Consider the following 15199-nt stretch of genomic DNA (forward strand, 5'->3'; position numbering starts at 1 on the left):
AATAGATCCGCTCGGCATTTCAAACAGGTCGTCGATATTCCATTGAATAGATTGTCGTTTTACTCCTATGAAAAGGCGTGATCGACTCAGGGCGATCCGATCCGGCATTTCCGATGTTAATCGCAGGAGGCAACGTGGCCGAATCGATTTCGCATTCGACAGGTCGACGCAGAACTCCGCATGTGCGGTTATCCGGACCAGAACCCGCTTTCCGATCGCGCACGAAATTGCGGCAAGCCTTGCTGGGCGCCGCAGCCACCACGGTGCTGCTGCCCGTCGCCGCACAGGAAGCCTTCGCACAACAATGCGTGACCGATGCCTCCGGCGTGGTGACCTGCTCCGGCTCGGTCTCCGGCGGATATTCGTCAAGCAACATGGATCTTATCGAGGAGATCCTTGCCGGCGCCACGCTGAACGGCCCGCTGATCGCGCAAGGAACCGGCGATGTGCAGATCAACAACGCCGGATCGATCCTGAATTTCCCGGCCGCCGTCACTCTGGACGGCACCGCCGGATTTACCAAGACGCTGAACAACAACGGCGTCATCAACGGCAATCTGGTTGGCGCCGGGGCCGGGCGAATCGTGTTCAACCAGAATGGGGACATGAACGGCTCCGTCCAGATCGACGGTACCGGCATCAACGATATCGCAATCGGAACCGGCCACAGCATTCAATCGGTAGACATCGCCGGCAGCGACAATGCGCTGGACAATTCCGGCGTCATCAACGGCCAGTTGCTGCTGGACGGGACCAGTGCGAACCTCGTGGTCAATCGGTCCGTCCTCAACGCGGTCGAAATCGATGGTGACGGGCAGAACACGCTGTTCAATATCGCCACGATCAACGGCACGGTGAACTTCAACAGCAACGGCAGCGTGTTCGTCCAGAATACCGGGCTGATCTCCAACAGCGTCCGAAGCATCGGCACTTCGGCGGACTTTATCGACAATGCCGGCAATATCAGCGGAGCGGTGGAAACAGGCGACGGCAACGATGTGGTGATCAACCGCGTGGGGACGGTCAACACGCTCCTTGGTCCGCAGCGCGGCATCAGCACCGGGGTCAACACCGGCGCCGGCGACGATGTGTTCATGATGCTGGGCGGTGAGATAAACGGCGCCGTCATGCTGGGCGCCGGGCAGGATTTTGCCGTCATGACGGGCGGCACGCTGACCAATCCGCTGCAAACGCAGGACGGGGACGATCTCCTCTACTGGTCGGGCGGCACGATGAACGCCATCGACATGGGCAATGACAACGACACGGCCCTGTTCTTCCAGCTTACCCCCACCAACATGGCCAACAACATGCCGATCGACGGCGGCTTGGGCGACGACCGGCTGATTTTCGACCAGACGGCCGGGGACAGCGTTTCCCGCTTCTACAACTGGGAAGAGATCGACCTGATCAGCGGATCGTCGCTGACCTTTTCCAACTATGCGACTTTGCGGCTGGGCGATTCCGGCACCAGCACGGGGCGGCTCTATATCGATGCGACCAGCACGGTCTATGCGGGCGGAGGCACGCACAATGTGATGCCCTACCAGTCGCAGAGTCTGGTGACGGTGGCCAATTACGGACTGATCGACCTGACCAACGCCGGCGACAGCGTGACCGACCGCTTTGCCGTCTACGGCAATTACTATGGCGGCGGCGGACGGCTGGCGTTGCAAACGCAACTGGGGGACGACAATTCACCGTCCGATCGGCTGGTGATCAGCGGCCAGGGCGCGCAGGGCTATGGCACCACAGCCATCAGCGTCACCAACGTCAACGGCCCGGGCGATCTGACGACGGCGGACGGCATTCGGGTGGTGGACGCCGCCAACGGCGCGCAAACCACCACCGGCGCTTTTTCGCTGGCCGGCCCGGTTGCAGCGGGCGTTTACGAATACGAACTCTACCGCGGCGGGGTGACGGCCGGCACTGAAAACAGCTGGTTCCTGCGCTCGGAGATCATCACGACCACACCGACGCCTGTGCCGGTCCCAACTCCGACGCCTGTACCGGTGCCAACCCCAACGCCTGTACCGGTTCCAACTCCAACGCCGGTACCGGTGCCAACCCCAACGCCTGTACCGGTGCCAACCCCGACGCCCGTGCCGGTGCCAACCCCGACGCCCGTGCCGGTACCGACCCCGACGCCCGTGCCGGTGCCAACCCCTACTCCCACACCGACACCGACGCCGGTTCCAACTCCTACTCCCACACCGACACCGACACCGACACCGACGCCTACACCGACACCGGTCCCCACACCAACGCCTACGCCAACACCCACTCCGCCACCCACCCCAACGCCAACGCCGGTTCCCACGCCCACTCCAACGCCCACGCCTCCCACGGGAGGCGGAACGCCGCCGCCAACGCCGGTGCCAACGCCGATTCCGACAATCCGACCGGAGATCCCGTCCATTTCGCTCGTCCCGGCGATTGCGCAGGAATTGGGCCTCGGCGTGCTGGGAACTTTCCATGAGCGGCAGGGCGACCAGTTGATCAAGTCGGGCGACGGCATTGCTCCGTCGGTCTGGGGCCGCCTCTATGGAGACAGTCGCAAGCAGACCGCCGACCAGACCGTCGTGCGCGCCGACTACCAGCTGGCGCCAACGTTCGATGGCCACGTCTGGGGCATCCAGGCCGGTTTCGATATTTATTCGCGCAACTACGCCGATGGCCAACAGGTGCGCTTCGGCGCGTTCTATGCTCATAGCGAGGCATCCGGAACCACGCGCGGCAACGTGCTGGGCGTACAGGACGCGCTGGCCGGCAGCCTGAACCTGAAATCGGAGAATGCGGGCGGCTATGCCACCTACATCGGCAGCAACCAGTGGTATGTGGACCTCGTCGGGATGTATTCCTGGCTGTCCGGCCACGGCGGATCGTATCGCGATGTGAATGCCCGGTTCAAGGGCCACTCCTATCTGTTCTCCGCAGAGGCGGGCTATCCGTTCAAGCTGGCGGATGACTGGACGCTGGAGGCGCAGGGCCAGTTCATCGTCCAGAATGTCTCGATCGACCCGACCGCAGACCTCTTCGCGGCCATCAATTTCGACGATGTTACCACCTACACCGGCCGCCTCACCGCGCGGATCGAGCATGTGGCGACCACCGAAACGGCGTTTTTCCAGCCGTTCCTCCACGTCGATCTCTGGCACAACTTCGCAGGGAAGAACGACATTCTGTTCAACACCAACGTCCTGGAGCTACAGAGCGAGAGCACGACGCTGAAACTGGGAACGGGCTTCACCACCATGCTCCGGCCCGGCATCGGGCTGCACGCCGGTGTCGATTGGGCCAAGGGGCTGGCGCAGGGGAAATACGATGCCATCGGCGGCAATATCGGCTTACGTATCGTCTGGTAGGGAGTGAGAGGGCACAGCCCTTTCGTTTACCGTTCACCGGATTACCATGGCGCCGGCTGAACTCGCCGCCGTGCCTATTTGGGGGTCGTCGCCTGCAATGAAGCTTACGTGTTACGTCTATTCGGGGTGGAAGCCGCGTATTCGCGCCGCTTCCCAGACGCGTGGCTGGATGGATGCCACGCCCGAACGCTTCGCCTATCGCTGCCTGCCGCTGGACATCGCCAATTCCCATGGCTGGGAGATCTTGAGCCCGGTCGGCTTCGAAGCCGAGTGGAACGGCGGCAGCGCCCCCGAAGACGTGGTCATCCGCCCCGATCCTGGATACGCGCGGGAGGCATTGCCGGTCGCCCTGTTCGGTGCAGGCGTGCTCACCTTCCATGTGGAGGGACTGTTCCGCACCGAACCGGGCATCAACCTCTGGGCCGGCGGCCCGCCCAACGCCGCCAAGGACGGTATTGCGCCGCTTTCCGGCCTGATCGAGACGGATTGGTCGCCCTACAGTTTCACCATGAACTGGCGCTTCACACGGCCCAATCACGTAATCCGCTTCGAGGAAAACGAACCGTTCTGCTTCATCTTCCCGATCGGCCGTGCCGCAATCGAACAAGTGGAGCCGGAAATCCGCCCGATCGAGGAAGTGCCCGAACTCAAAGCGCAATTCGAGAGGTGGAGCGCCGGCCGCGATGCCTTTCACGCCCGAATGGCGGCCGATCCACCCTCTGCGCCGGCGGACAAGTGGCAGAAGTATTATTTTCGCGGCACTTACGCCTCCGGCGCGCCGGGCCCTGCCGATCACAAGACCAAGCTGCGGCTTGCCGAATTCAAGGGGGCGGAAGCGTTTCACGCAGGGCCGGCTCATGCCGATACGCCGCTGCCTTCGAAATGCCCGCACGCCGCCGGCAATGGTACGCAGCAAGTGTCGCGACAGCCGGCCGGCAAGCTGGAATGGATCATGGAATCGATCCAGCGGCTGGGCGCTCTTTCCGATAATCGCCAGATCCCGCGCTACGACGCGATCGACAGGCAGGCCTTTCTCGATCGCCACTATGCCGCCAACTGGCCGGCCCTGCTGACCGGCGAGCTTGCCGATTGGCCGGCCCTGCAGCGCTGGACGCCGGACTACCTGAAAGCGAAGATCGGCGCCGCCCCGGTCGAAGTGCAGGCCGGACGCAGCGGCAACGCCGACTTCGAACGCAACATGGATGCGCACAAGACCACCATGCCGTTCGACATGTTCATAGATCGCATCTGCGCGCCGGGCGCGGGCAACGATCTCTATCTCACCGCCTACAATGCCGGGGCGAATGCGGCGGCACTGGCACCGCTAACCGCCGATCTGGGCTTTCTGGACAAGTTCCTGACGCGGGACGTCGAACGGCCGCATGGCATGACCTGGATCGGGCCGCTGGGAACCTTCACCCCGCTCCACCACGATCTGACCAACAACCTGCTGCTGCAACTGGCTGGCAGCAAGCGGATCCTGCTCGCCAGCCCGCTGGAAGGGCCGCGCATCCACAACGACTTTCACGTCTACAGCGAGATCAGGGACTTGATGGAGCCGGACGTGATCGACCGCTTCCCTTCGCTAAAGGGGATGCGCGTCCATCAGGTCGATCTGATGGCCGGGGAAACGCTGTTCATCCCGCTGGGCTGGTGGCACCAGGTCACCTCCACCGATTTCAGCGTGACCATCACCCACACCAATTTTCTCTGGCCGAACGACTTCTATCGCAATTATCCGCAGGGCTAGAGCGGATAGGCGCACTACCCCCGCTCAGCAGCAGCGTCCGCCGTTCTTGCCGCCATAGCGCGCCTCTTGCCGATCGCGGAAGAATGCCACGCGGTCCATCACCGGCTGCTCGGGATGGTGCGCGCGCATATGGGCGAGGTAATCCTCGTAATCGGGCAGACCGACCATCAGGTGAAGCGACCGGCGCAGCGTGGCGAACAGGCCGCTCATGCCGTTACCACCGTTCCCACGACTTCGCTTGTGGTCGGCACGGCGCTCCGCCGGGAGGCGATGCAGGTGCGCAGGCTGAACACCAGCAGCGCCAACACTACCGCCAGAAACACGCCGACGAGCGCGGCGTCGATGCGGTCGTTGAAGATCACCTGCCGCATTTCGGCGAGCGACTTGGCCGGCGCCAGCACCTGCCCGGCATCGGCCGCCGCCTCGAACTTCGCCGCGTGGGCAAGGAAGCCGACTTTCGGGTCGGCAGCGAACAGTTTCAGCCATCCGGCCGTGCCAGTGCAGAGCAGCAGCCATGCCGCCGGCAGTGCCGTCACCCAGACGTAGCGATCCTGCTTCATGCGGAACAGCACCACGGTTCCCAGCATCAGCGCGATCGCCGCCAGCATCTGGTTGGCGATGCCGAACACCGGCCATAGCGTGTTCACCCCGCCCAATGGGTCGGACACGCCCTGATGCAGGAAGAAGCCCCAGGCCGCAACGCACAGGCCCGTTGCGACAAGGCCCGGAACCATCCCCTCATTCTTGCCGAAGCGCGGAACCGCGATGGCGATCAGGTCCTGCAGCATGAACCGCCCGGCACGCGTACCGGCATCGACTGCCGTTAGGATGAACAGCGCTTCGAACAGGATGGCGAAGTGATACCAGAACGCCTTCATCGCCGGCCCGCCGACCACGTGGGAGAAGATTTCGGCCATGGCGACGGCCAAAGTCGGCGCGCCGCCCGCGCGGGAGATGATCGTGTGCTCGCCCAGATCGCGCGCGGTCTGCACCAGCGTATCGGCGGACAGCGGATAGCCCATGGCGGTGACGGCCTGCGCCACCTGATGCGGTTCCGTGCCGATCACGGCGGCCGGGCTGTTCATGGCGAAATAGATGCCGGGATCGAGGATGGAGGCACCGATCAGCGCCATGATCGCCACGAAGGCTTCCATCAGCATCGCGCCATAGCCGATCATTGGCGCATCCGCCTCGGTGGCGATCAGCTTCGGCGTGGTACCACTGGCGATCAGCGCGTGAAATCCGGAAACCGCACCGCAGGCAATGGTGATGAACAGGAACGGAAACAGTGCGCCGGACCATACCGGCCCGCCGTTAGCGGCGAAAGCGGTCAGCGCGGGCATGCGCAGCGGCGGCGCCATGATGACGATGCCCACGGCCAGCGCACAGATCGCGCCGATCTTCAGGAACGTCGAGAGATAGTCGCGCGGGGCCAGCAGCAGCCAGACCGGCAGTACCGAGGCAATCGCGCCGTAGCCGATGAGGATCCAGCAAAGCTGTATCGGTGTCAGCGTGAACAGCGGACCCCAGAACGGCGACTGCGCGACCCACTGGCCGCAAATCAGCGCGAAAATCAGGCCGATCAGTCCCAGCACGGAGACTTCGCCGATCCGCCCCGGCCGGATCCAGCGGGTATAGCCGCCCATCAGCAGCGCCAGCGGCACTGTCGCGGCGACCGTGAACAGGCCCCACGGGCTGGCCGCCAGCGCCTTGACGACGATCAGCGCCAGCACCGCAAGAATGATGATCATGATGAGGAACGCACCGAACAGCGCGATCACCCCGGCCGCCTGCCCCATCTCCATGCGCACGAGTTCGCCCAGCGAACGCCCGTCGCGCCGCATGGAGACGAACAGCACCATGAAGTCCTGCACCGCGCCTGCCAGCACGACGCCGACGATGATCCAGAGCGTCCCCGGCAGATAGCCCATCTGCGCGGCCAATACCGGCCCCACCAGCGGGCCGGCACCGGCAATCGCGGCAAAGTGGTGGCCGAACAGCACGCGCCGGTCCGTCGCCACATAGTCCAGCCCGTCCGCGCGGTAGATCGCCGGGGTAGGCCGCGCGGGATCTATCCGCATGACCTTGCTGGCAATGAAGCGCGCATAAAAGCGGTAGGCGACAAGGAAGGAGCAGACCGCCGCGATCAGGATCCACAAGGCATTGATCGGCTCCCCGCGCGACAGGCCGACCACTGCCAGCGAAACCGTGGCCACCAAGGCCATGACTATCCAGCCGATCCTGTGCACGGCGCCTTACCTCTTCCCTTGCCTCTTGAACCTCGGGTTTGCGCAGGAATGCACCGCGCCTGCAAGTGCTTGTGACGCGGAATGGTCAGTTCATCCGTCCGTGCGCTTTTCCAGGAACGGGATCGAAAGGCCCCGCTCGGGCCGCCAATTCGTCTTCTTCACCTCAAACCGGGTCACCAGAATGTAGTCCGGCCATCGGCGCCCGGACGGCGGCGGGACTCTCCCCGTTTCAAACTGTGGCGGCGGAAAACCAGGCCACCGCGTCGCGCACCGTTTCGGACAAGGGCCGCGGTTTCCAGCCGAGTTCCCTCTGCGCTTTCTCGTGGCTGAGTTCCCGGAACGCGTCGGAAAGATAGACGGCATCGGTGCTGATCACATAGTCCTTGCGGCGCGTCAGCTTCATCAGGGTCTCTCCGATCCACGCAATGGCATAGGCCGCGCGATAGGGGAGGATGCGCGGCATCGGCAGCCCGCGCTGGGCCACAGCCAGCCCATAGAATTCGCGCGCGTGGACGTATTCGTTGGCGATGATGTACCGTTCGCCCACCCGGCCCCGGGTTTCCGCCAGCAGCGCCGCTTCGGCCACGTCGCGGATATCGACCGTCGGCTGGCTGCAACTGACCACAAGCTTGTGCTTGCCCGACGCCACCTGCCACAGCGCGCCATTGTGCGGCGTCGGCTGATAGTCCTGCGGCCCGTAAGTATTGGCGACGCACAGAGCCACGCCGGGCAGCTCCTTTTCGCGGCAATAGGCCAGGAAACGCTCTTCCGCCTCCAGACGGGCACGGATGTAGGGCGGCGCCCGGTCGCGCCAGTTGAAGGGGATATCTTCTGTCACCGGGCCATCGGGGTTGAGCCCCAGCGTGCCCATCGTGCTGGTGAAGATGAAGCGCTCCACCCCGCAGGCCAGCGCGGCGTCCATGCCGTTCACCAGCCCCTCCACATTGTTGCGGTAGATCGGCGTCTGGTCGGTCAGCCAGAAGCGCGGGTCCACCACGCTGTAGAACACCGTGGCGCAGCCCGTCATCGCAGCGCGCAGGGATGCAGGATCGAGCACATCGCCGTGGACGATCTCCACCGGCAAGCCTTCCAGTGCGTCAGTCCGGCTGGACTTGCGCAGCAGCACCCGCACCTTGCGACCGCGCTGCGTCAGCAGGCGCACGATATGACTGCCCACAAAGCCGCTGGCACCCGCCACCAGTACCGGCCTTTCGCCCACTTCGCCCATCGTCGCATCCCCGATCGTTTCGCGGAATTCCTCTTCACGTTGGCGGCCAATGCAATGGACCATGGCGAACCATCGGTGCGACGATGCAGTTTAGCACCGCAAATTCCCCACACTCCCGGGCGGCGCATCGCCGTTACGGATATTGATGGATTGCATGACTCATTCCATGCTCTAACCGGATCGGGACAGCGACGGGGGTGGGGACGTGAAGATCAGGAAGCGGCGTATTATCAGCTATCTACTGAGCCCGCCGCAAACCACCATCGCCCAAGCCGGACCTGAAAAGTGATGCGCCGCACTTTCAACCTGGCGCCTTGGGCCGCTGCGATAGGCGCGCTGGCATACTTCACCTGGAACATCGCACGCTTCTTCCCGAACGGAGCAGGTCGATTAGGGTACGACTACGGCCTGTTCATGCCGTGGTTCACCGCTGGATATTTCTGGCAGACAGTGAATGGCCCGCTGACACCGGCTGAGTACATTCCATCATTCTGCGGCGGTGTACCGTTCCTTTTCAACCCACAATCGGTATTCTGGTCACTGCCGCAAGCGCTGATGGCGATATTCACGCCCCTTACCAGCCTTGTCATTTCCTGGATATTCTTCGGCCTTGCCGGAGCCGGCGGCATGTATGCGCTTTTGCGGCGTGTCTATGCCGTCTCGACGGCCTCTGCGCTTTTGGGCTCCGCGCTCTTTCTGCTGAATGGTTTTTACACCACGCGCATGATCATCGGCCACGTGACCTTCCATGGCGTCATGCTTCTACCGCTAATCGCCCTGCTGGTCTTTGCCCGGCCTGCCAGTAGTTCTCCTGACAAGGGATTGCGGGCCAATGCAGAGCGCATGATCGGCCCTGCCGCGCGCTGTATTCTGGCCGGGTTACTATTGGCCTACCTCTTCTACAGCGGAGGGACCAACACCATTCTTCCGATGATGCTTGCCATGGTCACATTGGCGTTGCTGCTTATTTACCGGGGAGGCTGGCATCGCGGTATTGCTCCAGTGGCCGTGATCGCCGCGCTGCTTTGCCTTGCCTTGTGCGCCTACAAGCTGCTGCCTGCCCTCGCCTTTGCCAGCCACGTCACGCGGCCGGTGAGCCTGCGCATGACGGGAAATCTCGTTGCCTTGGCAGGCGGGGCCATCATGTCGCTGTTTGTGCCCCAAGCATTAGCCTTTTTCCCCGCCGACAAGCTCGTGCTTGATCGCGTGGAGTTTGAATATGGGGTCGGCATCGTCCCACTGCTGGTTCTGGGCGCCGCCATCTGGGCTGCAGTCCGTTGCGGAGATCTGACAGCGCGCACCGCGTTCAGGTCCTGGCCGCTGATCGTCACGCTGGCGCTGGTCTTGACCATACCGATCTTGCTGAACTGGGATGCCTTGGGTTTGCGCTGGCTGGTTCTGCATCTTCCGGTTGTCAAGATGATGTCGGTTCTGCTGCGCTTCTGGTTCGTCTACATCCCTTTTCTGTGCGTTCTGACGGCATTGTTGATGGACTACCTCATCGCCGATCCGGACCGGCGCGCCTGGTGGGTCACCGCCGCGATCGCCTTGACGATCGCACAAGCCGCCGCCACCGATATGACTTACTACGAGGCCCAGGGCTATGATCCCGCGCCGCTACTGGCCGCCTATTCGCGCGTCGCGGTCGGCGCCGCGGTGCCACAAATCGAACGGATTGCGGACCCATGGATGGTCGCTGGAAAGATCCGTTCCAATGACGCTGGCAGAAATGCCGCCATGGTCGATGGGACGAGTAGCTTCCCCTGCTATGAGCCGATGTTCGGGTATCGCATGGAGGTGTTCCGAAAGGCGCAGCTTACGACCGGTCCTGTGCTTGAAACGCACGGCCAATGGCTCAATCTCAAGAACCCCGCCTGCTATACTTATCCAGAAGAAAACAGCTGCCGCCCCGGCGACGAATTCACATCCAATCAGCGCCAACAGGCAGAGGCATTCCGAAGCTATCGCCCGTTCGAACACGCCTGGCCGGTGCGCCAGTATGTGGCGGCGTACGTCAGTCTCGCTGCGCTGGTCCTCAGCCTCCTTGCATTAGCGAGCTTCGCTCTAATGGCGATCATTCGCAACGCAGCAGGATCGCCCGCTCAACCCGTCGCCTCTCGTCCGGCCAATTGAAACCAGACGAAGGCTCGATAGGGCGATGAAGCGCGAACGCAGCGTCTGCCTGCCGATCATCCCGCTCTTTTCCCCGCTCTGCGATTGTATCAGATCGACCGGCCCCTAAAAGGCGCTCGCATCGCCGGCACACGTCCCGCCGGGTCTGCAAGAAATGGAGATCGCCCGAATGCTCGCTAAAAGGCTGGCGCTGAAGTTCATGGCCTTGATGCTGATGGCGGTTTGCGTGCCGAGCGCGACGTTCGCGCAATCGTCTCCGCTGACATCCCTATCCTCGGACCTTGCGAAGGCAGAAACCGATATCCGGTCGGTCGATCAATCGATGGACGCGCGGATGAGCGACAGCGACCGGAAGCTGGCTTTGGCCAAGGTTCTGGCCGCCAAATCTTCGGCAGCCGACACCAGTGCCAAGCTGCAGGAACAGCTCACGCTGCTCGACGCGAAGCTGGAGGGCCTTGGTCCCCAGTCGAGCAGCGGAGAAGCGCCTGACATTCAGCGCCAGCGGGCAAGCCTTGCAAAACAGCGCTCGGCCATCGATTCCGCTATCAAGCGCGGCAACTTGCTGGCCGTTGAGGCCCAACAGTTGGCCGACGAGATTTCGGAGAGCCAGGCGCAGCAACTGGGTGAGAAGCTTTCCGCACGCTCCCCCTCCCCGCTTGCGCCGGGTTTCTGGAACGCCCTTGCCCATGCCTGGCCCAGAGACAGCAGGCGAGTAGCCCTGTTCGTCCATCAGGGCCAAGCGCAACTGGCGTACAGTTTCGAGAAGGGCATGCCCTGGCTCGCCCTGCTCGGCCTTGCAGTCGGTTTTCTCATTCTGGTTCCGCTTCGCGCGATAGTGCGGCGCGCCGGGCGAAAGATGTTGACCGAAGGGTTTCCCGCGCGCTCCGTCCGCCGGTCTGCCAATGCCTTGTGGCGAGTTCTGGTCGGCACGCTTACGCCGCTCCTTGCCGCTCTGTCGCTCATTCAGGGTCTGCGGTGGGCCTCGATGGTACCCGAGGGCTGGGATAGGCTGGCGGGCACGTTCGTTGCCGCTTCTGCATCCTCCGGCTTCACCATGTCGGTGCTGGGGGCGCTGCTGATGCGCAGCCAGCCCTCCTGGCGAATTGCGCGGCTCAGCGATGAGGCCGCCTCCCGTCTGCGGCCCTATACGATCGTTCTGGGATGCCTTGCGTTTTGCGCGATCATGCTGGGCGCGTTGAATCAGGCAATGGGGACCAGTGCGACGGCCACGGCCTGCACTCAGGCCATTCTCGCCCTTGGCCATATTCTCCTGATCGGCGCGACACTGATCACCCTCGGTCGCCTGCGCTCCGCGAAGTCAAGCGGGGCCAGCGAACAAGTCAATGCCGGGCTCGGGCTGGTCAACCTGCTGGCCTGGCTGGCGGTGAGCGGCGCTTTTCTGGCACTGCTTGCCGGATACTTCAGCCTCAGCCTTTTCGTGCTTCAGATGATCGCCTGGGCTGTCGTCCTCGCCGCCGGCGTCTACCTGCTGATGACAGCCATCGACGATGTCGCGTCTACGGTTTTTGACCGCTCCAGCCCTTTCGGAAATGCGCTGGTCCGCAGCCTGGGGCTGCGCGGCAGTGCGATCGACCAATTTGGCGTCCTGCTCTCGGGCGTCCTGCGCGTTACGGTTGCGATACTGGCACTCGGCATGCTGCTCTCCCCGTTCGGCGCAGGAAACGTGGACAGCCTGTTCGGCCGCCTTGGCCTCCTGGCACAAGGGTTCGAGGTAGGCGGCGTCAGCGTGTCGCCCGGTGCGCTGGTACGAGGGGGACTGGTCCTCTTCATGGGCCTTACCCTGGTCAAAGCCTTCATGCGCTGGCTCGATCATCGCTACTTGCCTGCCACCGACCTCGACGGCAGCGGGCGCAATTCGGTCAGTCTCGTCGCGCGCTACGTCGGCGTCGCGCTGGCCGTGATCTGGGGATTGGCGTCGCTCGGGATCGGCATTGAACGCATAGCCATTCTCCTATCGGCACTCTCCGTCGGCATCGGCTTCGGTCTTCAGGCGATTACCCAGAATTTCGTATCCGGCCTCATTCTCCTCGCCGAACGGCCCATCAAGATCGGAGATCTCGTGCGCGTGGGCACGGACGAAGGCGACGTGAAGCGCATCAGCGTCCGATCGACCGAGATCGAACTGGGCGATCACTCCACCCTGATCGTTCCGAATTCGGAACTCATCACGAAGACAGTCCTCAACAAAACGCTCGCCAGTCCACTGGGCCGCCTGCAGATCCAGTTTTCAGTGCCCATCGACGTCGATGCCGACGAAATTCGCAAGATCGTGCTCGAAACCTATGCGGGCGAAGAGAGCGTGCTCAGTGAACCCGCCCCATCGGTCTTCATCGATTCCATCGCCGACGGGCGTATATTCTTCAACAGCTTCGCCCATGTGGCCACGCCGCGCGCCGCCTACAGTGCCCGGAGCAACTCCTTTGCAACTCTCCTGCGCCGCTTTCGCCAGGAAGGAATCCAGATCGGTACAGTCCCGCAGCGGCTGGAGCTTGTGGGCGCACTGACAAATGAGCAATCCGTCTAAATGCGCCCCATTCCTGCCGCTTACTTGTCCTCACTTTTATGCCACCGGGGCATAATCCATGGCTCGCAAGTCACTGAGGATATCTGGCCCGGTCGGCTGCCAGCGAAGCACTTGGCGCGTCCACGCACTGGATGCCGGCATGTCGAGGCTGGCGAACATCGCGAACCAGCCGAAGTGCGCAGCCGCATCCTCCGGCTTCAGCGCAACGAGCGGCAGGCCCAACCCCGTCGCGACCACTTCGGCGATCGACCGTGCTGAGATGCCTTCCTCTGCCACCGCGTGGTAGCGGGCGCCGGCCTCTCCGCGCTCCACAGCCGATACATAGAGCTTCGCCACATCCAGAACATGTGCCGCCGGCCAGCGGTTCGCCCCCTCCCCGACATAAGCGACGACGCCCTTTTGGCGGGCGATGTCGATATAGGGGGAGATCAACCCCTGCCGCACCGTGTCATGGACCTGCGGCAGCCGCATGGCCGAGAGGTTCACGCCGGCGTCGAGCAGGTCCTGTGCGGTGCGTTCCGATATCGTGCGGGGGTTGGGATGGTCCAGATTGAACACATCCTCCCGCGCCAGCCCGCCATCTGCGCGCGTGCCCATGCCGGTGCCGGAGGTGATGATCAGCGGACGGTCCGTGCCTTTCAGCACGGTGCCGAGCGCCGCGATTACCCGGCCGTCCTTTTCGCAATTGGCCACGAAGTTGGAAAAGTCGTGGTCGAAAGCGGTGTGGATCACGGCGTCGGCATCGGCCGCACCGGCGGCAAGTTGCTCCGGATCCTCCAGCGATCCGAGATGCACTTCGGCACCCGTAGCCTTTAGGGAAGCAGCGCCCGCGTCGGACCGCGTGAGGCCGACAACCTGGTGGCCGGCGGCCAGCAGTTCGGGCACGATGCGAGAGCCGATGAAGCCGGTGGCACCTGTCAGGAATACGCGCATGAATGGAAACTCCGATTGGGGGAGTTGCTCTTTCGGCTTTCGCATCTTCCTGTTAAAGTAGTGACGTTATCATGGTATAGCCGTCAACAGGATCGCCCGTGCCGCAAAAGTCCGCCACCGCTGAAGACAACGCTCTTGGGACTTTTCTGCGCGATCGCCGGATGCGCCTCGACCCGGCAACTTTCGGCTTTCCTGCCGAACGCCGGCGCACGCCGGGCTTACGGCGCGAGGAAGTGGCGCAGCGCTCCAACATCAGCGCCACCTGGTACACCTGGCTTGAACAGGGCCGCGGCGGCGCGCCTTCTGCGGACGTGCTAGACCGCCTGGCTGCCGGCATGATGCTGACCGAGCCGGAGCGAGAACACCTTTTCATCCTGGCTTTCGGTCATCCACCCGAAGCCCGTTACCGCCAGGCGGAGGGGATTACTCCGCGCCTGCAACGCGTGCTGGACGCCTTTCCATTTAGCCCGGCCATCATCCGCACGGCGACCTGGGACGTACTGGCCTGGAACGTGGCGGCGGCAGCCGTGCTGACCGATTATTCCACGCTCCCCCGCGAAGGACGCAATATCCTGCGGCTGATGTTCTCGAACGAACGCATTCAGGCCGCCCAGGAAGACTGGCGAACGGTGGCCCGATACGTCGTCGGCGCGTTTCGGGCCGATGCCGCGCGCGCCGGCGCGGGCTCGGAGATCACGCAACTGGTGGAGGAACTTTCCCGTCAGAGCCCCGAATTTGCGGCGCTGTGGCGGGACAATGAAGTCGTGGGGCACGGCGACGGCGTCAAGCGTCTTTCCCATCATATGATCGGCCCCATTGAGCTGGAATTCTCGACTTTCGCGGTGGAGGGACGCCCCGATCTCACCATGATGGTCTACAATCCGGCAACGGCGGAAACTGCCGGCCGACTGAAGAGATTGATTCAGGAAACTGCGGAAGCTGGACCAACACTTTCTGTTTGAAACCCGCCGGTCCATGTCCAGCTCGGCAACAACC

Annotated in this window: 9 protein-coding genes; 5 read left to right on the forward strand and 4 right to left on the reverse strand. The window is 63.2% G+C overall.

Annotation, left to right across the window (positions count from 1 at the left end):
* Window positions 1-239 precede the first annotated feature (239 nt).
* Complete coding sequence (locus tag ACZ1JC_RS02815; RefSeq protein ID WP_465139416.1) at window positions 240-3365, forward strand: autotransporter family protein; 3126 nt, start codon at window positions 240-242, stop codon at window positions 3363-3365.
* A 97-nt stretch (window positions 3366-3462) separates the two neighbouring features.
* Complete coding sequence (locus ACZ1JC_RS02820; RefSeq protein WP_465139415.1) at window positions 3463-5115, forward strand: DUF6065 family protein; 1653 nt, start codon at window positions 3463-3465, stop codon at window positions 5113-5115.
* Window positions 5116-5139: 24 nt separating this feature from the next.
* On the opposite strand, the gene ACZ1JC_RS02825 is transcribed toward ACZ1JC_RS02820, so the two are convergent.
* The 3 genes from ACZ1JC_RS02825 to ACZ1JC_RS02835 all read right to left on the reverse strand — a co-directional run bounded on the left by ACZ1JC_RS02825 (window position 5140) and on the right by ACZ1JC_RS02835 (window position 8655).
* Entirely contained in the window at window positions 5140-5325 is a 186-nt protein-coding gene (locus ACZ1JC_RS02825) for a YbdD/YjiX family protein (RefSeq protein WP_465139414.1), read from the reverse strand.
* Window positions 5322-7340, reverse strand: coding sequence for a carbon starvation CstA family protein (locus ACZ1JC_RS02830; protein WP_465140309.1), 2019 nt, complete (start codon window positions 7338-7340; stop codon window positions 5322-5324). Before ACZ1JC_RS02830 ends, ACZ1JC_RS02825 begins: the two co-directional genes overlap by 4 nt.
* A 253-nt stretch (window positions 7341-7593) precedes the next feature.
* Window positions 7594-8655, reverse strand: coding sequence for an NAD-dependent epimerase/dehydratase family protein (locus ACZ1JC_RS02835; RefSeq protein WP_465139413.1), 1062 nt, complete (start codon window positions 8653-8655; stop codon window positions 7594-7596).
* Between the two features lie 225 nt (window positions 8656-8880).
* On the opposite strand from ACZ1JC_RS02835, the gene ACZ1JC_RS02840 reads away from it, so the two are divergent.
* On the forward strand, window positions 8881-10725 hold the full coding sequence (locus ACZ1JC_RS02840) for a hypothetical protein (RefSeq protein WP_465139412.1): 1845 nt from the start codon (window positions 8881-8883) through the stop codon (window positions 10723-10725).
* A 334-nt stretch (window positions 10726-11059) separates the two neighbouring features.
* Window positions 11060-13270: a DUF3772 domain-containing protein gene (locus tag ACZ1JC_RS02845; RefSeq protein ID WP_465139411.1), complete on the forward strand. Its 2211-nt coding sequence runs from the start codon at window positions 11060-11062 to the stop codon at window positions 13268-13270.
* Window positions 13271-13306: 36 nt separating this feature from the next.
* On the opposite strand, the gene ACZ1JC_RS02850 is transcribed toward ACZ1JC_RS02845, so the two are convergent.
* Entirely contained in the window at window positions 13307-14203 is an 897-nt protein-coding gene (locus ACZ1JC_RS02850) for an SDR family oxidoreductase (protein WP_465139410.1), read from the reverse strand.
* 98 nt (window positions 14204-14301) lie between these two features.
* On the opposite strand from ACZ1JC_RS02850, the gene ACZ1JC_RS02855 reads away from it, so the two are divergent.
* Complete coding sequence (locus ACZ1JC_RS02855; protein ID WP_465139409.1) at window positions 14302-15165, forward strand: helix-turn-helix transcriptional regulator; 864 nt, start codon at window positions 14302-14304, stop codon at window positions 15163-15165.
* The last annotated feature ends 34 nt before the right edge of the window (window positions 15166-15199 follow it).

The organism is Sphingomonas sp. BL-S-28 (genome assembly GCF_055521515.1).